This window comes from Amycolatopsis roodepoortensis (assembly GCF_024628825.1).
GTDB lineage: Bacteria > Actinomycetota > Actinomycetes > Mycobacteriales > Pseudonocardiaceae > Amycolatopsis > Amycolatopsis roodepoortensis.
Genome location: NZ_CP102415.1, coordinates 6,980,173 through 7,003,674, shown reverse-complemented (window position 1 = coordinate 7,003,674; position 23,502 = coordinate 6,980,173). Strand labels below are relative to the sequence as shown.

Sequence of the window (23,502 nt, the reverse complement as noted above, 5' to 3'; positions counted from 1 at the left end):
TGACCAGGCGTTTTCCGTACCATCAAGAGGAAACCGGTGGTGCGTGCCACATCTCCGGGGGGATGTGTAATCCTGCGACAACCCACAACGGGCACCATGCGTCCCTTGAAGAGACCGTCGAACCGGTAACGACCAGAAGGAGCAGACCGCGTGGAGTACCCGCCTCGGAATGGGCATGGGGATCGACGTCCCGCCCGGCCTAGGCAGGACGCGCCCGGACGCGTTCCTTCCCGCCCGGCCCCGCCACGGAACGCCCGCCCGGACGCGGGCCCGCCGCCCCGGCGCCCGGCCCCGAGGCGTTCCCCCCGGCGGTCGTTCCGCGGTCCCAAGATCGCTCTCGGCCTGGTCTCGCTGCTGGTGATGGGCCTGACCGGGTACGCGTGGGCCGCGATGGACGGCCTCACCTTCGCGAACGTCGGCATCGGCGCCGACGAAGGCGACAAGCCCGCCGACGGCGCCCGCGACATCCTGCTCGTCGGCCTCGACAGCCGCACGGACGCGCAGGGCAACCCGCTGTCCAAAGAGCTCCTCGCCCAGCTGCGCGCCGGGCAGGCGGACGGCGAGCTGAACACCGACTCGCTGATCTTCGTGCACATCCCGAACGACGGCTCCAAGGCCGTCGCGATCTCGCTGCCGCGTGACTCCTACGTCGACATCCCCGGCGGCTACGGGAAGCACAAGATCAACTCGGCCTACGCCCGCGCGATGCTCGACGAGCGCAAGAAGCAGCAGGAGAACGGCGTCTCCGACCCGAAGGAACTCGACCAGAAGGCCAACGAGGCCGGGGCGAAGACCCTGATCAAGACGGTCGAGCAGTTGACCGGCTCGACCATCGACAACTACGCCGCCATCAACCTGCTGGGCTTCAGCGAGATCACGCAGGCCATCGGCGGTGTCGACGTCTGCCTCAACAACGACGTCAACGACCAGTTCTCCGGCGCGAAGTTCACCAAGGGCCCGCACACCATCTCCGGTGTCGAGGCGCTCGGCTTCGTCCGGCAGCGGCACGGGCTGCCGCGCGGCGACCTCGACCGCGTCGTCCGGCAGCAGGTCTTCATGGCCGGGATGGCGCGGAAGGTGCTGTCGGCGGGCACGCTCGCGAATCCTGGCAAGCTCAACGACCTGATCACGGCCATCAAGAAGTCGGTCGTGCTCAACCAGAACTGGGACGTCTTCGGTTTCGCGCAGCAGATGAAGAGCCTGACCGGCGGCCAGCTCGAGTTCCGGACGATCCCGATCGTCAACATCGAGTACAAGACCCCGAACGACGGCGTCGCCATCCAGGTCGACCCGAAGCAGGTCAAGAACTTCGTGCAGGGGCTCGCGGGCCCGCAGCCGGGCGAACAGCAGCAGGCGCCGCCCGCCGAGTCGCCCAACAAGGCGACCACGGTCGACGTCCGCAACTCGACACCCCGGGACGGGCTGGCCTCGTCGGTGCTGAAGCAGCTCGTCGACAAGGGCTTCACCGCGGGCGACACGGCCACCGCGACCGCGCGCAAGAAGACGGTGGTCTGGGTCTCCAAGGGCGAGAAGGCGAAAGGTCAGGCGGTCGCCGACGCGCTCGGCGGCAACCCGACCGTCCAGGAGGACAAGAGCGTCCAGGCCGGGCACGTGACGGTCTTCCTCGGCTCGGACTTCAAGTCGCCGAGCGGTGCCGAAGGCTCCGGTTCCTCGCAGAACGCCGCCGGCTCGTCGGCCGCCGCACCGCCGCCCGAGCAGTCCGCCGAGAAGCCGATCACGGCCGAAGGCGTGCCCTGCGTCAACTGACGCCGCGCCGCTCCTCCGGGCAGGCGGGCTCAGGTGTTGCGAAAGCCACTTTCGCAACGTTGAAGGTTGCGAAAGTGGCTTTCGCAACGGCCTGCGCCGCCACTCAGGCGCGGCGCCACCTCCGGCACGTGTCGCGAAAGCCACTTTCGGGACGCCAGATGTCCCGAAAGTGGCTTTCGCGACACGGCCTCCCAGGCGCCGCGCGGCCCGGATGAGCCCTGACGACCACCCAAACACCCCTCCACACGCCCTTTCCTTCACCCATTCGGCCCAGCGAGCCAAAATCGATAGGAAAAGCACCCCCGAAACCGCGTAAGAGCGGCGACCCTGCCGACTTTCATACACGTGAGCGCGCTCGTCCCCGGTTTTGTCACACGGGGCGGGCGGTGGAGAAGGTTGGCAAGGCAGGGGATGGGGAGTGCTGATCGACGCTGAGAGCTATCAGCGGATACTCGGAGACGAGCTCCGCAAGCTCCGCCGTAAACGTGGCTGGACACGCAAGGAACTGAACCAGCATCTGCAGAGCGAGATCTCGCTCCAGACGCTGGCGACCTACGAGCTGGGCACCCGGCACTGTTCCGTGGTGCGGCTGGTCGAACTGTGCGTCGCGATGGACGAGCTGCCACAGGATCTGCTGGCCAAGGTGCATCGCCGGGTGTTCGTGGACGAACCGGGCCGCGTCCGGATCGACCTGCGCCAGGTGATCAAGGACGAGCAGGAGGAACTGCTCCCCCTGCGGCGGTGGGCCGACGACCGGCTCAAACGGTCGGGTGACAACGGCTCCGCCGAAGTCCATCTGGATCTCGCGGCGCTGGAACGGATGGCCGAACTCTGCGGCATCCCCACCGTCGATCTCATCGGAAGGCTTCGCCGGCTCAACCCCTCATGAGCGCGGCGTTCCCCGGTCCGTGAAGGCCATGCCCCCCATCTTGGCTTTCACGGACCTCCCCCTCTTCGCGTGAAGGCCCCCTTCCCTCGGCTGAGCCGAGGGAAGGGGGCCTTCACGCGCGTTCCCGGCTCACCCGAGGAGTTCGTAGTCCTCGCGGCGCACCTTGCGGGTGTCGAGCCAGTACCGCCAGGTGAAGCCCGGCCAGATCGTGCGGTTGACGCCCTTCGCGTCGAGATACCAGCTCTTGCAGCCGCCCTGGGTCCAGATGCCCTTCGCGAGTTTGCGCTGGATTTCGGTGTTGAAGCGCTCCTGCGCCTCCGGCCGCGGGTCGAGCGCCCTGCCGCGGGCGAGCCGCAGCGCCTGCGCGACGTAGGAGATCTGCGCTTCGATCATGAACACCACGGAGTTGTGCCCCAGCCCGGTGTTCGGGCCGAGCAGGAAGAACAGGTTCGGGAACCCGGACACGGTGATGCCCTGATACGTCCGCATGCCCTCGGTCGCCCACTCCTTGCCGAGGTTGCGCCCGTCGCGCCCGATGATCTCCAGATCGTCGAAGGCGTCGGTGACGTGGAATCCGGTGCCGTAGATGATCGCGTCGACCTCGTGCTCGACGCCGGCGCCGTCGACGACGCTGTGCTCGCGGACCTCTTTCACGCCGTCGGTGACGACGTCGACGTTGTCCCGCGCGAGCGCCGGGTAGTAGTCGTTGGAGACCAGGACCCGCTTGCAGCCCATGGTGTAGTCCGGCGTCAGTTTCCGGCGCAACTCCGGGTCCTTGACGCTCTTGTGGATGTTGCGCTTCGCGATGCGCTGGCCGATCTTCATCACCCACGGCTGCCCGTTGAAGCCGATCGCGCGGGCTTCGAGACCCCAGTAGAGGACGTTGCGGAAAGCGCGCTGCAGCAGCGGCACCGAGCTGAACGTCTTCCGGAGCGCTTCGGGCATCTCGCGGTCCGGCTTCGGCATGATCCACGGCGGCGTCCGCTGGAAGAGCGTCAGTTCGGCGACGTCCTTCGCGATCCGAGGCACGAACTGGATCGCGCTCGCGCCGGTGCCGACCACGGCGACGCGCTTGCCGGTGAGGTCGTAGTCGTGTTCCCACCGCGCGGAGTGGAAGGCGCGGCCCTTGAAGCGCTCGATGCCGGGCAGCTTCGGGATCTGCGGCAGGTGCAGCGCGCCGACCCCGGCGACCAGCGCGGGCGCGACGAACTCGTCGCCCGACTTCGAGGCGACGTGCCAGCGGTTCTCGTCACCGTCCCAGCGGGCGCCGGTCATCTCCTGGCCGAAGCGGATGAAGCGGTGAAGGTCGTACTTCGCGGCGACGTCGCGCATGTACTGCCAGATCTCCGGCTGCGGCGAGTACGCGCGGGACCAGCCGGGGTTCTGCTCGAACGAGAACGAGTACATATGCGAGGGGATGTCGCAGGCGCAGCCGGGGTAGGTGTTGTCCCGCCAGGTGCCGCCCACGTCGTCGGCCTTCTCCAGGATGACGAAGTCCTCGCGGCCCTCTTTGCACAGCTGGATGGCCATGCCCAGCCCGGAGAAGCCGGTTCCGACGATGACGACACCGGTCTCGGTGCGGTTGCCCATGACCCCGACCTCTCGTTCGTTTTACCTGTTACCGGAAGTCCACCTTACTCGAAGTAGGTTACCTTCGGTAGAGTGTTGTGGTGACGACGGCGAAGCGCAAACGCATGCCACGGGCAGAGCGGATGCGGCAGATGATCGAGATCGCTGAAGAGGTCTTCGCCGAACGCGGCTACAGCGCGGCGTCGATGGACGACATCGCGGAACGCGTCGGGGTCTCCAAGCCGATGCTCTACGAGTACTTCAACTCGAAAGAGGGACTGCTGCTGGCCTGCATCCAGCAGTCGCGGGCGGCGCTGCGCGAGGTCACCGAACGGGCGACCGTCGGCGCGACGTCCGCCGAGGACGCGCTGCGGCGCGGACTTCTCGCCTTCTTCGTCTTCATCCGGGAGCGACGGCAGGCCTGGTCGCTGCTCCGCCACGAGATGGCCCTGATCGGGACCGGCGCCGCCGACGAGATCGAGCAGACCCGGCGCCAGCAGACCGACCTGATCGCCGCACTGATGGGTGACTACTTCGACGCGGGGGACGACCTCCGCGCCGAGGCGTCCGCGGAGTTCGTCGTCGGGGCGTGCGAGCGGCTCGCGATCTGGTGCGAACGACACGAGGAGGTCAGCCCCGAAACGGCCACCGGATACGCCATGGATGTGCTCTGGTCAGGCCTGTCCGCGCGGGCCCGCTGAAACGACTGTGAAGATGCTCGTGCATTAGGCCATTCGGTCGTCACTCAGAGCACATTGCCGCCAGTGTCTTGTGACACAGAGTTGTCCTACTGTATCGATGACACTGTAGAAAGTCTGATGGACAGTCGCGGCCTCCGTCAGGAGGGGGCGCCACCACCCGAAAGTGGCGTCAGGACGGCGTCGTGACGAAGTCCATTGAGTGACGCTTGCTCGCGAGGAGAGGGGTGAGGCGGATGACCGAACCGATCACCGCGTCGTACGTCCAGGAGGACGGCGACTGGAAGATAACGGTCAGCGGCTCCGGTAAGGAACTGACCGGTCGCGCGCCGGGCATCATCGCGGCACGGGACCGGGCCGACCAGCTGGTCGAGAAGCTGTCCCCGCCGGAACATTCGACGGTGGTGCACCTGCTCAACGGCAGTGCGCTCGAGTTCACCGCCGCCTACATGACGGCGAGGCTCACGCTTCCGGAGATCGAACCGCTCGAGGTTCCTCCGCCGGCGAACGGCAAAGCCAAGGAGAAGGCCGCCAAGCCGCCGGTGCCTCAGGGCAAGGAGCTCCCGAAGGCCGTCGACGAGGCGAAGTCCAAGGAGAAGCCCGAGCCCGCCAAGACACCCGCCAAGGCGGCCCAGACCTCCTGAGACCTACTTCAGGAGTTTGCGGATCAGCAGCACGCCGATCAGCACGGCCCCGCCGATGAGCGGGTACTTCACCTTGGGCTCGTCCAGCTTCGCGCGCAGACCGGTCTTCGCGGAATCCACCAGCTTCGCGGGGTTCGCCTTCGTGCCCAGCTGGTCGAGCGTGGCGACCAGCGCGTTCCTGGCCTGCTCGATCTCACGCTCGATGGTCTCGGGATCGCGAGCCACGTGTCCTCCTCGCCGCGACGGACTTGCTGGAAGCCCACGTTAGAGGACGCCACCCCGTACCGTGGCACCGGCCACGCCGAGAAACGCGGATCGTGTCGCACGCTACGATTTCGGGGCAGTACTGGGGGCCCGTAGCCCAATTGGCAGAGGCACACGGTTTAGGTCCGTGCCAGTGAGAGTTCGAGTCTCTCCGGGCCCACTCTCAGGTCGCGTGACACATCCCTGCCGGCTCTGCTCGGTTCGCCTTCGGGCCGGCACCCGTGACTAGCCAGATTTCGTCGCGCAGTGTTCGGTAGCGAACCGTCAGCGAGTCCGTTCGGTGCAACACTGGCGTCCGATCAGTCGCCGTGGTCGCCGGTCCGGAACCACGAACGCCGCCACGGCACGGTCGCTCCACACCATTACGACCGAAACGAACGCCATGCTCGGACACAGCGGGAACGCCGGCACCGACCGCCCGGCCTCCCCCATCGTCGGGAACGCCAAGTGGGGGTCGCCTCGCGCGCAGCACAGTCGTCGACCTTCGGTCTCGCACGACATACGCCGAAACCTGCCGAGGCCCGCTCTCGTGCCGTTCACACTCCTGCCGAGACGGGCCACGAGTGCCCGCACCTCCGCTGTACCGGGCTCCCGTGATCTCGCGACCCGCGTACTTTCTCCCGACCCCGCCGAACTTCGACCAACGACACAAATCGATCAACTTGTCGTCTGCTGTCGTAACAGGAGGGGTTGACAGCCCGAATATTCTGTCATGTTCGGCTGTCGCAGGGAGGGCAAGGCACGTGATTCCGTCCATAGCAAATGTCGATGTGCTCGGTTCGGACGGAGGTCTGACACGTGAGTGAGCCCGGTGCCTCGTCGTCGACCGTCCGGGACACCGTGGTCCGGCAATCGGAGCGAGTACTCGAGACCTACCGGATCGACCCAGGGCTCATACAAGAGCATGCGAATTCGGAACGTCGAATCACGCAGGGCGGTTACGGCGACCGCCAGATCTACGAGCTTGTCCAGAACGGGGCCGACGAACTACGCCAGGACCCCGGCGGCGAAATCGCCGTCGTGCTGACGCCGAGTCATCTCTACTGCGCGAACCAGGGTTCCCCCATAACCCCCGAAGGTACCGACACGATCCTCCGGATGAGCGCTTCCCGTAAGCGCGGAGGCCAGATCGGACGGTTCGGTGTAGGGGTGAAGTCGGTACTGAGCGTCTCCGATTCCCCTGAGTTCTTCAGCACTTCCGGCTCGTTCGGGTTCGATCGGCAATGGGCCGAAGCCCGGGTGCGATCCCTCCATCCTGCCGTGGATGGCGTTCCGGTGCTGCGCATGGCGCGTCCATTGTCGCTCGACGCTGCAACGTCGGAAGACCCGCTCCTCGCAGACCTGATGTCTTGGGCGACCACAGTGGTCAGGCTCCCGCTACGACCTGGCTCGGTGAACAGCCTGGCCAACGACCTTGCAAGGTTTCCCAAGGAATTTCTCCTCTTCTCCCCACACGTCGGGACTCTGACTCTGGAAGACCGACGCGCGGAGAAAGTCTTACGACGGCAGCTGTTCCAGCGAGCGGACGGCGACCGATTCCTGATTCAAGAGGAAACCGCCGACGGCTCGACCGCGACGGCTCCATGGCGAGTGTTCACTCGGGTGCATCGACCGAGCAAAATTGCCTTGCACGCCGCAGGCGAGCTGCACGACCGTCCCGAGCTCGACCTCGCATGGGCGGTACCTGATCGCAAGGGACGCGGCAGCACGACAGGCACGTTTTGGGCTTACTTCCCGACGAAGTACCGCACGACGTTGCGCGGCATCGCCAACGCTCCATGGAAGACGAGCGAAGACCGACAGAACCTTTACGACGGCAATGCCTTCAACAGAGAGATGATCGACGCCATGGCAGCGTTGGTCGTCGATTCCTTCCCGCTCCTGTGCCGCCCGGAAGACCCCGCTTCCTACCTCGACTGCGCTCCTGCTCGTGGGCGCGAAGAACCTCAATGGGCAGCCGAGGATCTCGTCGCTTCGATCTGGAAGGCAACCGTCACCCGTCCGTCCCTTCCGGACCAGGAGGGGGTCATGCAACTCCCCACGGTCGTTCGACTGCATCCGCAGGACATCAAGACCGAATGGCTCGAAAAATGGCGGGCCTATCCTGGCCGACCTGTCGGCTGGGTGCATCACACAGTCGACACCACCAAGCTTCGGCGTTCGAGTGCCGAGTTGATCTGCTCGGCTGCACGGCAGTCGATCGCCACGGTTCCCGAGTGGCTCGAAGCCTTGGCAGCCGACGGCACCCCTGCCGCCTCGGCGGCCGCTCTGCGAATCGCCGCCGACATGATCAGCTCCAATCACCCCTTGGGCGTCGAAGCTCTCAAGGCACGCATCCTCCTCACGGAAGAACACAGTCACGTGGCTCCGCAACGAGGACGTGTGTTCCGGCGCGTATCCGAAGACTCGCTGCAGGATTCCAACGTCTACGTCGACAGTCGGGTCATCGACGAGTTCGGGGTGACCGGAGCACTCGACACCCTCGGCATCCACGAGGCCGATGCATCGGGCCGGTTCGCTGCTGTCGTCGATCAGAAGTTCCATGACTACGACGACGCGCGGTGGACGGAGTTCTGGCAGCTGTCACGTCAGGCAGGCCCAGCGGCCACACTGGCGACGCTGCACAATTCGATCGACGACATCGCCGGGTCGTTGTTCGTTCGCACCGTGTCAGGCGTCTTCCGTCCGCTCGGGGACAGTCTCCTTCCCGGCGCCGTCGTGCCCGGCGACGGCAGTCGGGACGCGGACATCGCCGTCGACTTGAAGTTCCATTCGCCGGATCGGCAAGTTCTCCGCGAACTCGGTCTCTCCGAGCGGGCCCGCCGATCGGTCGATCCCCGTCGAGAACCATGGTTCGAAGCCTACGAGACTTCGATGTGGCAAAAGCACATCGAAACCCTCTCCAGCGAAGTGGCCCGCCCGCAACGCCGAAACGTCCGGATCACGGGCAGCAACCCGGCAGGGCCGTTGGGGCTGCTTCAAGAGCTCAGCGACGAAGGCAAGGCGGCGTTCATCGCGAACTTGCCCTACGATGCGCTGGTTCCGGTGTGGACCTATCAGGTCGGCGGGCAGTCCACGACACGGCGACAGTGCTGGTCGCCGTTGCTGTGGATGGTGTACGAATACGGCCGCATCAAAACCTCGAGGGGGCTGCGCCCTGCCGATCGTTGCGTCGGCCCGGAACTGCGCGCCTACGCAGATCTCCTGCCCGTCGCCGAGGTTCCCTTGACGGTGGCGGAAACGCTCGGCCTGCCGGATACTCTCGACAAGCTCCGGCCCCGGCATTGGAAGGCGCTGCTGGCCGACATCGACGCCAGCACCGACGACGCGTTCCCCGGTAAGGCATACGAACTTCTGATCGAGAGCGAGTCGGGGGTCGACGTCGGCAACATCCGCTGTCGAGTGGGTGATCGTTGGTCCAGCTCCATCCCCGATGCCGAGGTCGCAGTGACCGCGAACCGCACGATCTACGATCTCTTGGTCGCGGAGAGTGTGCCCGTCACTTTGATCCCGTCCGAATCGACCGTGCGATTCATGATCGAGACGTGGCACCTGCTTGACGCCAACCAGCTCGTCGAGAAAGAGTTCCGCTATGTCGAAGAGGCTGAGCCTGTCTCGCTCCTCGCAGAGTTTCCTCATCTGGCCTGGCTCAATATCCCGAAACTCGAAGGGTGGTCGGCGGTCCGCTGCACCGAGCTGGAAGAGGTCACCAACACACCCAACGGGACCAAGAACGAGCCGCTCCAGGTAGCGATCCAGGACAAGAAGATACTTCTGCTGCGCCCCAAGGACGACATGGAAGTCCTCCGGGTGGTCGACGAACAACTGGACCTGCGGCTCGGGGTCAACGGTTGCCGTCAGATCCTGGAACGTCGCAAGCAAGACCGCCAAAGCGACGTGATTCGTGCCGCGAGTCGCGCGGACGAGGTCGCGGACAAGGTCGAGATCCTCCTGACCCCTGACCAGTTGAAGCGCAAGTTGCCTGCCGGCCTGGTCGAGTACACGAAGGCGGAGACCGGAATCGAGCCGGATCACCGCAAGCTCGCGCAGCTGGCGGTGAATGCGCACGGACACCAGCTGTTGAAGACCCATGCCAAGGACATCGAAAAGCGATCCCGCCTCGCGCGCCAATTCCGCGGGGATACCGCCTCCCGCGAGCTAGTTGCGGAGATGCGGTTCCCGGAGGCGTACGCGGGTGTCAAGTCGGAGCCTGGTCGCAGTGCCGTCGAGGAGGTTTTCGGGCCGACTCGTTTCCCTAGACTGCACGAGTATCAAGAACGACTGGCCGTGCGCATGTTCGACTTGTTGTGCGAACCGACGCCACAGCGGGGCATGCTGTGCCTTCCGACCGGCGCAGGGAAGACCCGAGTGGCCGTGGAATCCGTGATCAGGGTCATCAAGGATCATGGCCTCGCAGGCAAGCCGGTCCTCTGGATCGCTCAGACGGACGAACTCTGCGAACAGGCCGTACAGAGCTGGAAGTTCGTCTGGGAGAAGGTGGGGCCGTCGGAAAAGCTCACGATCAGCAGGCTGTGGGCGAGCCACTCCGCCTCGCCGGTACAGGCGAATCCACATCTCGTGGTAGCGACCGACGCGAAGCTCGACAGACATCTTTCGTCGGACAACTACCAGTGGCTGCTCGACCCGGCTCTGGTCATCGTCGACGAAGCTCATGTCTCCGTTACGCCGACCTACACCCGGATCCTCCGACAACTCGGGCTCACCCACAACAAGACGGAACGGCCTTTGATCGGACTCACTGCCACGCCTTTCCGGAACTACAACGACGACGAAACGAGGCGACTCGTCGACCGCTACGGCAGCCGTCGACTCGACCATGGCGTGTTCGACGAGGATCCGTACCGAGCTCTGCAAAAGCTCGGCATGCTCGCGGAGATCGAGCATCGCGAACTGGCAGGAACGACTACCCAGCTCGACGAAGCCGAGCTGGCAGGGATGCAGCTACCGTTCCAGCATCACCTCCCCACCGCAACCGAGCGTCGTCTGGCAAGCGACGCCACCCGCAACAGAAGGATCATCGACGAAATCGAAAAACTTCCGTCCGATTGGCCGATCCTGCTGTTCTCGACCTCGGTGGAGCACTCGAAGCTCATGATGGCCGCGTTGAACGAACGCGGTATCCGATCGGCCGCGATCGACTCCGCGACTCCTGCCGCCGAACGGCGTCACACCATCGAGAGTTACCGGAGCGGTGAGATCCGAGTGATCACCAACTACGGCGTCCTCGCCCAGGGGTTCGACGCTCCTGCAACCCGTGCCGTCGTGGTGGCACGCCCGACCTACAGCCGGAACGTCTACATCCAGATGATCGGACGAGGCCTGCGTGGACCCGAGAACGGTGGCTCCCGCTCGTGCTTGATCCTCGACGTCAAGGACAACATCACCAACTATGAAAATGCTCTTTCCTTCACTGGTCTCGACGACCTGTGGGGGCGGGGGTGAACGACGCTGATCGGAAAAGTTCGCTCACACCCGAACAGCAAGCGGTGGTTTCCCAGCCCGCCGGCGCCATGACTCTGGTCACCGCCGGGCCGGGGACAGGAAAGACCCACACCCTCATCAGCAGGTTGGACACACTGGTGTCGGAAGAACTGAACGCAGGCGAGATACTGGTCTTGACGTTCTCCAGGGCCGCGGTGAGAGAGCTGCGGAAGAAGATCGTCGACAGCGACTCCGCGATCCGGTTCGTTCGGGCCCGCACTTTCGATGCATGGGCACTGGAGTTGCTCACGAACTTGGACGGCGAGGGCGCCTGGGTCGGTCGGCCATTCGAGGAGCGAATCCGCAAAGCCACCGAGATGATCGAAGAGGGCGAAGCCGACGAGTACTGTGACGGAATCCGACATGTGGCGGTCGACGAAGTCCAGGATCTCGTCGGTGCCAGAAGGCGCATGGTGGAGGCCTTGCTGCAACGTTTCGACTGCGGATTCACAGTCGTCGGCGATCCTGCGCAAGCGATCTACGGGTTCCAGATCGAAAACCCGGCAGAACGGGCTGCGGAAACCGGCAGATTCTTCCTGAACCTGACGGCGTTCTTCGGAGACAAGCTGGTCAAGCTCGAGCTGACTCGGAATTTTCGCGCCCGGCGCGACACGGCCGGGTACGCACTTCCGTTCGGTACGAGCCTCCGGTCCTACACCGAGGATGCGGACACGAGTCTCAGGAACCTCACGAGTGCGCTGCGGACAGCACCTGATTTCGGCCCGTTGGACGACGAATACGCCCGCACCGTACTGGGTCGACCTGATGCCACGACCGCGATCCTCTGCCGCACCAACGGACATGCCTTGGTCGTCGCCGAGTCACTGTCATCTGCCGGAATCCCGTACCGACTGCAGAGATCCGCGAACGACAAGGTCGTTCCGATGTGGATCGGGCAATTGTTCACCGTCCACAAGGACAACATCCTGTCGTTCGACAGCTTCAGGGAAATCTCCGCAGGTTTGAAACTGCCTGCGAACGCCGATCCGGAATTGCTTTGGAGCCTGCTGCTCCGCACCGCGGGCGGCAAGGCAGGCAACAGAGTCGTCCGCCTCACTGATCTCCGCCGAGTCGTAGGACAGAAGAGTCTTCCGGAAGAACTGTTCGACGAACCGGACACCTCCCTGACCGTCTCGTCGTATCACCGCTCCAAAGGCCTCGAGTACGACAGAGTGCTGGTCGCGAGTCCCATGCGCAGACGGGCCCGCGACCGTCACGATGCAGCCGAAGAAGCAAGGATGCTTTACGTCGCAATGACAAGGGCGCGTGATCTGGTGATGCGTATCGACACTCCGGACACAGGTGCGCCGATGGACAAGGATGGTCCGGACGGGAGGTGGACACGCCGTCAGTGGAACAACCGGCATTGCGTGGCATTCGAGGCGAACGGCGCCGACGTGGCCACCGTGCTCCCGCCGGGAACCGAAGACTTCGCCGATGATCCTGCAAGTGTGCAGGAATACCTGGCCGACAAGGTACATCCAGGTGACGAGGTGGTCCTCGTTCGTGCCCACGACCTCCCCTTGGGAGAACACGAGAGTCCGCCCTACCTGGTGATGCACGAAGATCGACCGGTGGCCACGACTTCGAAGCGATTCCGTGAAGCGGTTCACGGACTTGCGCTTCGTCGGGTCGGCCGAGCACTTCGCTGGCCGACGAGGATCACCGGCATACGCATAGACACGATCGAGACCGTCGCAGGCAGCGAAGCCGCAGGAGCCGCAGCCGGCTTCGGGCGTGGTGGAGTGTGGTTGGTTCCGCGACTCGGTGGTCTCGGCAACATGGTCCACGGTCCGAGCTCGTCAAGGGGAGACATCTGATGTCCGGATACAACGAGCACTACAGATTTCGCGACGCACTGCTCGACGCGCTGCGCAACGATGTACTCGGCCCTGCAGGCGGGGAGAGCGAAGTACTGTCCGACCCGCCAGGGACGGCCTATGTCTGCGGTGTTCTCTTTCCGCGACAGGGCACGGATCTTCGGCCGGAAGAAGATCAGGATTTCTCGCCTGCCAACCGGGAAGAAGACTTCCCGGACACGGGCGTCGCAATGGCGAATCTGCAGGCACCGTCATCCATGGGCCTGACCTTTGCCGTGGACGCCACCAAGGCGGGCAGTTTCGGAATCCGAGTCGAAGCGAGCGTCTACGACCCGATCGACCGGGCCGGGAACCCCACGGAAGCGAAACGCGCAGAACGAGGCAGTACCGGCACAGCCGACGTTCAATGGCGTCGCCGTCCGCTTCCGACCTTCCGGGAAAGCGTAAAGCTCTCGGAGACCGCTCACGACAGGAAGTTCGAGGTGGCACCCGGCCTCGAATGCAGGGTCCGACTACGAGAACCTCGTGACGGGGTGGTCGCCGCAACCGTGACCTTGGTGAACACCAAACGTATCGAGGGCAACTCACTCCGCGATCAGCACTGCTTCTGCCAGCCGCTCATAGAGATCGAGGGACCGGTGGTTCAACGCCCCGGGCCGGGCGGAGGCGATGAAGACGAGGTCCTGAGCAGCAGGCTTCTCCACCGTTTCGCGCCTACATTCGCCGTCGGCCATGGTTGTTCGGTCGAATGGGAATGGCAGCCGCCCTCTCCGCAGGCCCTCGTCGATGTAGACGAGGCGACGATGACGGTGTCAAGAGTGGCGACGACCTTCGTCCCTTCGCACGAGGTCCTGCTCACCGATTCGAACGCGTCCATCGACGACGAGGCGCTGTTGATGTCAGGACTGGCGACCGCGCCCGAAGACGAATTGCTCACAACGTTGCGACGCCTTGCGAGCGCATATCAGAGCTGGATCGACGAACGTCGCGCCGAGGTTCCCCGCTTGTCGAACGAAAGATTCCGAAAACGGGCAGGTCAGCATCTCGATCGGTGCGTCACGGCCCATCGGCGGATCGTAAGCGGTATTCGCCTGCTGGGCCGTGACAGCCAGGCGATGGAGGCTTTCCGACTCGCCAACGAAGCAATGGCCGACCAGCGCGCTCGCAGCTCGTGGATCAAGAATGGCCGTCGCGGCGAGATTGTCCTCGATGGCCGCTGGCGCCCGTTCCAGATTTCCTTCTTCCTTCAATGTCTGGACGGCATGGCCGACTCGGACCACGAAGACAGAAAGCTCGTGGACCTGCTGTGGTTTCCGACCGGAGGCGGAAAGACCGAGGCATACCTCGGTCTGATCGCATTCTCGACGTTCCTCCGGCGACTTCGTCACGGAACGCACGGCGCCGGCGTCACGGCGATCATGCGCTACACCCTGCGGTTGCTGACACTGCAACAGTTCGAGCGGGCAGCCTCCCTGATCTGTGCCATGGATCGGTTGAGGGAGCGCGACAAAGCCAGGCTGGGTGATGAGGAAATATCGCTGGGAATGTGGGTCGGCAAAGCCGCCACTCCCAACGTCCTCCACGACGCCGAGGAGGCATTGGACCAGCTCAAGAGCGGAAGAACCGTACACGAGAAGAACCCTGTGCAGCTACGAAGCTGCCCATGGTGCGGCATCGATATCGATGCACACGACTACACGGTCGACGCTGCCGAGGTGGAACTACGTATCCGCTGTCGGAACTCGGTCTGCCCCTTCGCCGACGGGATCCCGGTCCACGTGGTGGACCAGACGATCTACCGACACCATCCCACGCTCGTCATCGCCACCTCGGACAAGTTCGCGCGGCTGCCTTGGCGCAGTGACGTTGCGACACTGTTCAACCGTGACCTGCCTGAAACACCACCTCCCGAACTGGTCGTCCAGGACGAACTGCACCTCATCTCCGGACCGTTGGGGAGTCTCGCAGGCTTGTACGAGACCGCGATCGACGAGATCGCCGACCGCCCGAAGGTGATCGCATCGACGGCCACGATCCGTCGGGCGAAGCAGCAAGCCAGACAACTTTTCGACCGAGAGGTCGCACAGTTCCCTCCTCCCGGTTTGGATGCGCGTGACTCGTGGTTCGCGGTGGAATCACCACCCGCCAAGAAGGCGAGCCGGCTTTACGTCGGGCTTCTCACTCCGAGTACCAGCCAGGCAAGTCTGCTGGTGCGGGCGTACGCCGCGCTTCTCGATCAGGCCAACCTCATCGACGGTGACGATGCCACACGTGATGCCTATTGGACCCTGATCGGATACTTCAACAGTCTCAGACTGCTGGCCGCGGCCGAACTGCAGGTCCGCGCCGACGTCCGAGAACGGATCGGCCAGCTGGCCGACGACGAACGTGAGCCTCGCCCCATCGACGCCGTCGAGGAGTTGACCAGCCGAATCAACTCAGGTGACATCCCGGAACGATTGAAGGAGCTGGAGCTGGCCTTTCCGGACAAGGCTACGCTCGACGTAGTCCTCGCCACGAACATGATCTCCGTGGGTGTCGACGTCGACCGCCTCGGCTTGATGGCGGTGATGGGACAACCCCAGACGACAGCGGAATACATCCAGTCGACAAGCAGGGTGGGACGGAAGCATCCGGGGCTGGTGGTGACTCTCTTCAACGCTGCCCGATCGCGCGACCGCTCCCATTACGAGAACTTCCTCTCGTACCATTCGGCACTCTACCGACAGGTTGAATCGACCAGCGTCACACCCTATTCGGCTCGCGCTCGGGACCGCGCCCTGCACGCCGTCGTGGTGGGCTTGGCCCGCCTGCTGATACCCGAGTTACGCAATAACGAAGATGCGCGAAAGATCGAGAATTACCGCCATCGACTCGAAGAAATCAAGATTCTGATTCTCGACCGGACCGAGCGAGTCGCCCCGGAGGAAGTCGCGGCCACCGGAGACCACATCGACGCGATCGTCGATTCCTGGTGCGAGTTGGCCCGGCTCAACACGAAGCTCGTCTACGAGGCACCTGCCCGAAAAGGCGGTCCGAAAAGGGATCCACATGCCGCCCTGTTGAGGACATTCGTGGACGACGACCTGGCGTACGCGATGCCCACTTTGTGGAGCCTGCGCGACGTGGACGCAGAGACACGCCTTGACTTGGAGAATTGAAATGGGCCTACGCAATCCCGACTCGAAGTCGACCTCGCAAAAAAGAGTTTCCGGACCCCGCCTCGGTTCCATTCGGCGCGGCCAGGCAGTCAACACCTACGGCGTAGGCGCGATGGTCGCAATCGAGGACCAGTCGTTCGTCGTGGGCGGTCTCGACGAATGGCGATTCGGTGACACACAGCCGATCCACGAACCTCGACTGCAGAACCGTCTTGGCGTCAAGGAGTTCAGGCCACCGCCAGCAGAAGAGGACAGGCAGGACAAGAGGATCGGGGTACGACGCTTCCCGCTCATGCACTCCTGCCCTGACTGTAAAGACTTGAAGCCATACAAGGAATTCGGGGCGACGCCGAGCAAAAACGAATGCGCTTGCGGAAGCCCGCTGATTCCGTCGCGTTTTGTCATCGCGTGCCCGAACGGGCACCTGGACGACTTTCCGTATTGGGACTGGCTGCACAAGAAGAACGAGTTTCGAACCGGACCTCACAACCTCACAATGCGCAACGACGGCAGCTCCGCCTCGCTGCGCTCCATAGTCGTCTCCTGTTCGTGCGGCCATACCAGGTCTCTGGAGGGCGCCTTTGCCAAGACGGCGCTCCAGTCACTCGGCATCTCGTGCCAAGGGAAACGACCATGGCTCGGCAGGCAAGCGGCGGAAGAGGGCTGCGATCAGGTCGTGCGAACACTGCAGCGTGGTTCATCCGCGGCATGGTTCGCAGTCAACATGACTTCCTTGTCGATTCCACCCTGGTCCAACTCTCTCAACAAGTTCGTCGAGCGGCACCTTTCGTGGTTCGAAGGACTTGCCTCGCTCTCGAACGCCGAGGAGGCGATCGGCACTCTGCCCCCGGTCAAGGAGTCTCCGTTCACCCCGAAAGACATCGTCGCGGCAGTGCTGCAGCGCAAAGTCTTGACCGACGGCGAAACGGCGGAGGACGATGACGTCATTCCCCTCGAAGCCTTCGCCGCCTTCCGCATGGCGGAGTACGACCCTTTGCACTTCGGGACGACGAAGTCCGACGGAGGCGACGACTTCGAGAGCACAAGCTCACCGGACGCAGGATCCGTGGACTTGCCCAACGGTATAGCACGCAGCATGCAGGTGAAGCGGCTCAGGGAAGTGAGGGCCTTGCAGGCCTTCACTCGAATCGAACCGCCCGACGCAGTCGCGGGAAAGAAGCGGTTGGCCTCACTGGCACGAGAGGAAAAGAACTGGCTTCCCGCGATCGAAGTACTCGGCGAAGGCGTCTTCCTTTCCCTGGACGAAGGACTGATCGCCGATTGGGAAGGACGCAGCCGAGTGCAGTACCGCGCCGGCAAGATCCGCGAACGTCACGAGACGGCCCTGCGCAGCTCTGCGATGCGCCGAGGCGAGATCGGCGCCGCGGACGCCCGGTCCCCGATCGATGCACGATTCGTACTCGCACACACGCTGGCACACACGCTGATCAACGAGTGGAGCCTCGAGGCCGGGTACCCGGCTGCCTCCCTGCGCGAACGTCTCTACGTCTCGGATTCCCGCCTTGGTCTGCTCGTGTACACGGCCACAAGCGATTCTGCAGGCAGCCTCGGCGGCCTGGTGGCCCAGGGGACGCACGCCGGGCTTGCCGAAAGCCTGTCTGCCGCACTGGAACGTATCTCCTGGTGCTCGCAGGACCCACCCTGTATGGAAGCGGAAGCCGCCGGAACGGACAGTCTGAATCTCGCCGCGTGCTACGCCTGCGTGATGCTTCCCGAGAGCAGTTGCGAAACGAACAACACCTTCCTCGATCGTGCGCTGCTCATCGGTGAGCCGGGATACACCGGCACCGGCTTCTTCGAAGGGCAGTGAAGCTCCGACTCATCGCTCGTCCGGCCTCTCGGATCGCACCAAACGCTCCAACGCGTCCACGCCTGCAGTCCATGCGGCCAGCTCGGCGGGCGGCGGAACCACCGCCGCCCGCCGCCCATGCAGGTACTCACTCGTGAGGTGGTAGATCTCCTGGACGTATCGAACCAGTCGTCTCGCCTCGGGACGTCGCCGCTCCGGTACCGTCAGCATCAAGACCCACAATCTCAACAAGATGGAGCCTCGAGAGGAACGATCGGCGAAGTATGCGCTGTCGGCGGTCTTGGCCAGGGCTTCGAGTCTCATCCTCAGCAGAACCAGTTCGCATTTCATCGACAAGATGCGCTCGAAGCCTTGGGTCTCGGAGAACTCGTCTCGCCCTTGCTGCGGCGTCCACATCAGGGAACGACCGATGCCAGAAGGTCACGACAGAACTTCTCGGCGGTAGCCGACCTGGTCTCCAGATTCGACACGGAAACGTCCAGACCGTGGGGGTCGCCATGTGCGCCGGCGTTCAGATCGCGGAGGAAATCGGCATCGGCCAGCAGCGCATCGATCACGCCTGCGGCCGGGTGCCCGGTACCCACGATGCGGCGCACGACTTTCAACGTAGCTCGGGTCGTGAACACCTGATCCATCTTCGTCAACACCGACTGCGCCCGGCCAGAAGGACGCTTTTCTTCCTGGACGAATTCGCGCAGCGCGGCGTCGATGGCTTGTCGACACAACGAAAGCGTCAGGACGGCCAGTGTGGCGTCCGACAAGACCTGATTCGAGCCGCTCCTCGTACCCTGACGGAGGACACTCCGCGCATCCTCGACAAGTGCCTGCCAAGGGTGCGTGGAGTCGACACACTGAAGGTTGCCGTATCGATCCCGCCCCAGCTTGACGAGAGTGACTTGGCCAACCTTGAGCCGGAGCACATCGACGAGTCGGTCGTCGTGCGTCAACAGCACCATCTGACGCCCCTCGGTGACGTAGCTTTCCACCAAGGTGGCGAAGGCGTCGATTCGGAGGTCGTCGAGTGCATGAACCGGGTCGTCGACGACGAGGAACCTGAAGGGATCGGTCTTTCCTGCAGCAAGCAAGAGGGCCAGAACGAATGCGTTGTACTGCCCCGCCGAAAGCACGCCGAGCCCGACCTCATACCCGTTCAGAAGCAGTCGCGGACCGACTGGGCTTGCACGATCAGGCGTCGGGTCCGGAACGGTGGCAAGCGCGAGTCCTTTCAATTCGACATCGGGGAGCAACACCTGCAGCAATCTTTGCACGTCACGTTCCAGCACCTCGCGCCTGTCTGCGTGAACGGCGTCGAATTCCTTCGCCAGCCGCTGAAGCGCAGATTCGCATGCGTCGACCGAAGCCGCAGCCGAACCGTACTCACGGTGTGCATCGACGAGCACCCGACAGCCGCGTCGCCGCTCCGAGCTCCACAGCGATTCCCATCCCGGGATCGTCACTTCTCGCAGCAGGTCCTCGATGCTCTCGGCGAACTCGACGTCCGTAGTCAGTCCCGTGAGAATGGTCCACGCGAAGTCGCCCTCCGCGGTGGGTTCGTGTCCGACCAGCGATTCGATACGCTCCGTGAGCCGGACAGCGCTCGACTCGATCGCGGTGATTCTCTTCGCTCGTCGCAGCACCGGTAGGACTCGCTCGACCAACAGCCGTCCCAGGTGCCTGAGCTCGGTGCGGGTCAGGTTGAACTCCTCGCGTACCGACCTCAGCTCCGTGATCACAGAGTGGGCCCGAACAGACCAGTGCACCCCATCGGATCCGCACATCGGACAATCGGGAGTCGAGGTACCGTCGATCTGCGAGATCAACATCTCCAAGGCCTCGACACCACCTCCCGACCAGAGTTCCTGTCCGCTGTCCTGCTTGACGCGGATGTATTTCTCCACCGCTGCGCGGGTGGCCTCCAAGGACGTCGCGACGTCCGCCGACAGCCGAGGGTCGATAGTGAGGTAGACGTCGAGTTCTCCTCGATCACCGAATTCCGCTCGGAACCATTCCTCGACATCCTCAGCCGGACTTTCCGGAATTCGGACCGGCTGAGGTACCTCAAATTCGGGAAACCGCAGGGCGAGCGCCTCGTCCACTTCTGTCAGTGCTGTTACCGCCTCGTCCCGGGCGCGCCACCAGGCGGCATACGCGGCTCGGGCGCGCGCAAGGTCCTGGTCCAGGAAGCGTCGCAACTGCGGCCAAACTTCCCCCAATGCCAAGGTCGCCTCGACGATGTCGGCGGCGTTGTCCGCCCTGAGCCGGTGGGTGAGATGGTCGTATCCGACAACAGGACGACGCGATGCCACAGAGCTTGCCCACTTGCCGCCAGGAGTCGTCTCCACCTCGTGCCGAGTACCGGACCTCCATGTCGCTACAGCGCTCTCGATTCCTGCTTCGGCGTTCCACTCGAAATGCAGCGTGTCACCACGGTTGTTCTCCAGGACGACCACTGCTTCCGAGTCGACGAGCCCCGAATGGACGGCCACCACGCCTCGCGCATCGGCGGGATTGAAGCCGGAGGCTTCGCCGGTGCCACCGAAGAGTGCCACTTCGAGTGCGTCGGTGACGGTCGACTTACCGGTACCGTTGGGCGCGTGCACCACCACGAGCCCGGCGGAAGCCGGGAAGGTCAGCCTGAACGGTTCCGCAGTCGCTCCGGGAGCGCCGGAGCCGTTCGCCGCACCTCGGAACCCTGCCAGTTCGACAGAACGCAGGAACCACGGCCCGGCCGCCATGGCATCGTTGAGGGAGTCCTCAGTCGTGTCGACAATGTCACGGCATCGATCGAGAGCACCGCGGACGATGACGTCGACCGACCCGGTACCGTCCGACGGAAGCAGTATCTGCTCGACCTGCGCCACAGTCATGGCCCGGCGTTCTCGACCTCGCGGACCGGTACCCGATTCGGACAACAGACCCTCCCGCCTGATGACGATCATATCGCGGCTCTCGACCCTTCGACCTTGGCCAGGTCGACGGTTCAGCGATAGGCTACAGGGTTGGCCACAAACGGCAGAGGGGAAGATGGCATGGCGACAGTGGTTCTCGCAAAGGAGTTCCACCGAAATCTGGAGCTCGATGGTTCACTCAAACCGCGGGCTTGGGATGTTCTCCGGAAACTGCAGATGGACGAGGATCTGACGGGGCTCGACCTCAAGATCCCACAAGGTGCCCGCGATCCACGGGTCCGCACCGCACGCGTCACCGACAACCATCGCGCAGTCCTGTTCGCCGCGGGTTCGAAAGAGGATGCCTACTACCTCTTGGTCGCGATTCGGCCGCACGACGAAGCCTACGAGTACGCAGGCAAGGTGACGTTGCGCCTCAACCCGGCGAACGGTGTCGCGGAAGTCCTACGCGAGACCACAGCTCTGCCGGAACAGCCGTGGTCCAAGCCGGCTGCTTCGCACGACGACCGTCCGTTCCTGTTGCCGTATAGCACTTCAGAGCTCGAAGACTTGGGAATTCTGCCGTCATTGGCGGAGCAGGCAACAGTCGTCAGGGACGAGGACGCCCTGCAGGCGCTGTGCCTGGAGGCGCCGGAATGGCAGGCCTGCGCCCTGCTCGACCTGGCCTACGGCGAATCCTTGGACGCCGTACGCCGCTCGTACACACACGAGGGCGGCGTCGCCGAGCGCCTGCCGTTCGATTCGAACGACCCGGAGCAGCTTCGCGATTCACTGAACCGTTCAGCCTCGAAGATGGAATTCGTGGTCGTCGAGGACGACGACCACCTATCCCGGATGGTCGCGGGTGATTTCGCGACTTGGCGCACCTTCCTTCATCCGACCCAGCGCGATCTGGCCGAACGGCACCGAAAGGGCAGCTTCCGGATCGCGGGTGGTGCAGGCACAGGCAAAACGGTCGTCGCCATGCACCGAGCGGTACACCTCGCAAGGTGTAATCCGAAGTCCAGGGTATTGCTCACTACGTTCACGGTGACATTGGCGGCGCAGCTCGAAGACAACTTGCGAGCACTTGCAGATGAAGACGTCCTGAAGCGCATCGACGTGGTAGGGATCGACCGACTGGCTCGCCAGATCGTCGCGCGGACGACAGGTCGTGACATCACTGTGGTGCTCGGCGAGGACGAAGAACGTCTGTGGGAGGAAGCCACCGCGGCAGTCCAAGACCTTTCACCTTCCGACCGGGCGATCTTCACCCCGCGCTTCCTCGCTGCCGAACACAAACAGGTGATCCTGGGCGAGGAGGATGCGACCCAACAGACCTACCTCAACGCCATCCGCAGAGGACGCAAGGTGAAGATCGACCGGATCCAGAAAATCCGACTGTGGCGGATCGTGGAGGAATTCGTCCACCGTCTTTCGGTCGACAAGAAGACGACGTTCTCTCTGATCGTCGCCGAGGCGGCAGCGATCGCCAAATCCGACCGACTCCCTCAAGCAAACCGCTACGACCACGTCGTGGTGGACGAGGGGCAGGATCTTTCGCCTGCTCATTGGCGTCTTCTTCGTGCGGTGGTCCCAGTCGGTCCCGACGACATGTTCATCTCCGAAGACGCACACCAGCGAATCTACGGTGCGCAGGTGGTCCTGAGCAGACTCGGGATCGAGACCCGCGGTCGTTCACAACGCTTGACTTTGAACTACAGGACGACGCGTGAAGTCGTCGGCTTCGCGACCAGGATTCTCGAGGGTGAAGCGTTCATGGACCTCGACGAAGACGACGAGTCGACTCGTATGTACAGGTCTCTCCTCACCGGACCGCGTCCGGAACCGCTGCCTGCGAACAGCTGGGAAGCGGCGCGAGACCATGCCGTCCGTGTTGTCGAAAAATGGGTAGCAGAGACTTCGGAGAACTCGCTGAGCTCACTTGCGGTGCTCACGCCGGACTGGTATGTGTCCGACACGATGGTGCGAGCCATGAAGAAGGCCGGAATACCCGCCATGGTCACGAGAAACGATAGCCCGATGGATCCACGTCGAGTTCAGGTCGCGACGGTCCACCGCGCCAAGGGCATCGAATTCGACAGGTGCCTGGTCATCTCGGCGAATGCCGATAAGTACCCGCCCCGGAAAGTCCTGGCGAAAAGTGCCCCGTCGGAGCATCCGGCCATCGAGCTGGAAAGTCGCTGCCTCTTGTACGTGGCCTGTACGCGACCGCGGCGTCAGCTCGTGGTCGTCTGGCATGGAGAACCATCCAAGTTTCTACCGACCGACGTTGCCACAGCTGCACAAGGCGACGAATCGACGAGCTGACGCCCGTAAGGCAGGCGAGTCGCGTATCCAGCCCACGAACGCGGATTCGTCCACGCCGCCCAGATGACCCCGGTTGCCGTATCGCTGCAGTCTTCGCGATGAGCTTGCCCTGTTGCGGAACGGCAAGCTCATCGCACC

General features: G+C 63.8%; 13 protein-coding genes and 1 tRNA gene. 10 read left to right on the top strand and 4 right to left on the bottom strand.

All coding sequences use genetic code 11. The features are described 5' to 3' along the window. Positions 1 to 150 precede the first annotated feature (150 nt). Together NQK81_RS33555 and NQK81_RS33550 are read left to right on the top strand one after the other, a co-directional pair. Positions 151 to 1,767: an LCP family protein gene (locus NQK81_RS33555; RefSeq protein ID WP_443092890.1), complete on the top strand. Its 1,617-nt coding sequence runs from the start codon at positions 151 to 153 to the stop codon at positions 1,765 to 1,767. Positions 1,768 to 2,185: 418 nt separating this feature from the next. Then, positions 2,186 to 2,656, top strand: a complete 471-nt coding sequence (locus tag NQK81_RS33550; protein WP_126732732.1) for a helix-turn-helix domain-containing protein — start codon at positions 2,186 to 2,188, stop codon at positions 2,654 to 2,656. 129 nt (positions 2,657 to 2,785) lie between these two features. On the opposite strand, the gene NQK81_RS33545 is transcribed toward NQK81_RS33550, so the two are convergent. Continuing rightward, positions 2,786 to 4,246 (bottom strand): flavin-containing monooxygenase, encoded by a 1,461-nt coding sequence (locus NQK81_RS33545; protein ID WP_257484655.1) that lies wholly within the window; start codon positions 4,244 to 4,246, stop codon positions 2,786 to 2,788. Between the two features lie 122 nt (positions 4,247 to 4,368). Between NQK81_RS33545 and NQK81_RS33540 the strand changes: the two genes are divergently transcribed. Continuing rightward, on the top strand, positions 4,369 to 4,926 hold the full coding sequence (locus NQK81_RS33540; RefSeq protein ID WP_257489904.1) for a TetR/AcrR family transcriptional regulator: 558 nt from the start codon (positions 4,369 to 4,371) through the stop codon (positions 4,924 to 4,926). Between the two features lie 233 nt (positions 4,927 to 5,159). Continuing rightward, positions 5,160 to 5,567 carry a hypothetical protein gene (locus NQK81_RS33535; RefSeq protein ID WP_257484654.1) on the top strand — a complete coding sequence of 136 codons (408 nt, stop codon included), beginning with the start codon at positions 5,160 to 5,162 and terminating at the stop codon, positions 5,565 to 5,567. Positions 5,568 to 5,570: 3 nt separating this feature from the next. Here NQK81_RS33535 and NQK81_RS33530 read toward each other — a convergent pair whose 3' ends face one another. Continuing rightward, positions 5,571 to 5,792 (bottom strand): DUF3618 domain-containing protein, encoded by a 222-nt coding sequence (locus tag NQK81_RS33530; RefSeq protein ID WP_005165704.1) that lies wholly within the window; start codon positions 5,790 to 5,792, stop codon positions 5,571 to 5,573. Between the two features lie 125 nt (positions 5,793 to 5,917). Between NQK81_RS33530 and NQK81_RS33525 the strand changes: the two genes are divergently transcribed. The 5 genes from NQK81_RS33525 (at position 5,918) to drmB (ending at position 18,145) form a co-directional block, all read left to right on the top strand. Next, positions 5,918 to 5,991, top strand: a tRNA-Leu gene (locus NQK81_RS33525). Positions 5,992 to 6,629: 638 nt separating this feature from the next. After that, on the top strand, positions 6,630 to 11,294 hold the full coding sequence (locus tag NQK81_RS33520) for a DEAD/DEAH box helicase (protein WP_257484653.1): 4,665 nt from the start codon (positions 6,630 to 6,632) through the stop codon (positions 11,292 to 11,294). Next, positions 11,291 to 13,153 (top strand): ATP-dependent helicase, encoded by a 1,863-nt coding sequence (locus tag NQK81_RS33515; protein ID WP_257484652.1) that lies wholly within the window; start codon positions 11,291 to 11,293, stop codon positions 13,151 to 13,153. The genes NQK81_RS33520 and NQK81_RS33515 overlap by 4 nt, the downstream gene beginning before the upstream one ends. Further along, positions 13,153 to 16,314, top strand: a complete 3,162-nt coding sequence (locus NQK81_RS33510) for a helicase-related protein (RefSeq protein ID WP_257484651.1) — start codon at positions 13,153 to 13,155, stop codon at positions 16,312 to 16,314. The genes NQK81_RS33515 and NQK81_RS33510 overlap by 1 nt, the downstream gene beginning before the upstream one ends. 1 nt (position 16,315) lies before the next feature. Beyond that, on the top strand, positions 16,316 to 18,145 hold the full coding sequence (gene drmB, locus NQK81_RS33505; RefSeq protein ID WP_257484650.1) for an MrfA Zn-binding domain-containing protein: 1,830 nt from the start codon (positions 16,316 to 16,318) through the stop codon (positions 18,143 to 18,145). A gap of 9 nt (positions 18,146 to 18,154) precedes the next feature. Here drmB and NQK81_RS33500 read toward each other — a convergent pair whose 3' ends face one another. Both NQK81_RS33500 and NQK81_RS33495 read right to left on the bottom strand, forming a co-directional pair. Further along, positions 18,155 to 18,541 (bottom strand): hypothetical protein, encoded by a 387-nt coding sequence (locus tag NQK81_RS33500; RefSeq protein WP_257484649.1) that lies wholly within the window; start codon positions 18,539 to 18,541, stop codon positions 18,155 to 18,157. Next, positions 18,541 to 21,012 (bottom strand): AAA family ATPase, encoded by a 2,472-nt coding sequence (locus NQK81_RS33495; protein ID WP_257484648.1) that lies wholly within the window; start codon positions 21,010 to 21,012, stop codon positions 18,541 to 18,543. Before NQK81_RS33495 ends, NQK81_RS33500 begins: the two co-directional genes overlap by 1 nt. Before the next feature lie 258 nt (positions 21,013 to 21,270). Between NQK81_RS33495 and NQK81_RS33490 the strand changes: the two genes are divergently transcribed. Continuing rightward, positions 21,271 to 23,364: a UvrD-helicase domain-containing protein gene (locus tag NQK81_RS33490; RefSeq protein WP_257484647.1), complete on the top strand. Its 2,094-nt coding sequence runs from the start codon at positions 21,271 to 21,273 to the stop codon at positions 23,362 to 23,364. Positions 23,365 to 23,502 lie beyond the last annotated feature (138 nt).

Coding starts and splice junctions, on each gene's coding strand:
- NQK81_RS33545 (WP_257484655.1), bottom strand. CDS start 4,246: ATGGGCAACCGCACCGAGACCGGTGTCGTCATCGTCGGAACCGGCTTC.
- NQK81_RS33540 (WP_257489904.1), top strand. CDS start 4,369: ATGCGGCAGATGATCGAGATCGCTGAAGAGGTCTTCGCCGAACGCGGC.
- NQK81_RS33535 (WP_257484654.1), top strand. CDS start 5,160: ATGACCGAACCGATCACCGCGTCGTACGTCCAGGAGGACGGCGACTGG.
- NQK81_RS33510 (WP_257484651.1), top strand. CDS start 13,153: ATGTCCGGATACAACGAGCACTACAGATTTCGCGACGCACTGCTCGAC.
- drmB (WP_257484650.1), top strand. CDS start 16,316: ATGGGCCTACGCAATCCCGACTCGAAGTCGACCTCGCAAAAAAGAGTT.
- NQK81_RS33500 (WP_257484649.1), bottom strand. CDS start 18,541: ATGTGGACGCCGCAGCAAGGGCGAGACGAGTTCTCCGAGACCCAAGGC.
- NQK81_RS33495 (WP_257484648.1), bottom strand. CDS start 21,012: ATGACTGTGGCGCAGGTCGAGCAGATACTGCTTCCGTCGGACGGTACC.
- NQK81_RS33490 (WP_257484647.1), top strand. CDS start 21,271: ATGGACGAGGATCTGACGGGGCTCGACCTCAAGATCCCACAAGGTGCC.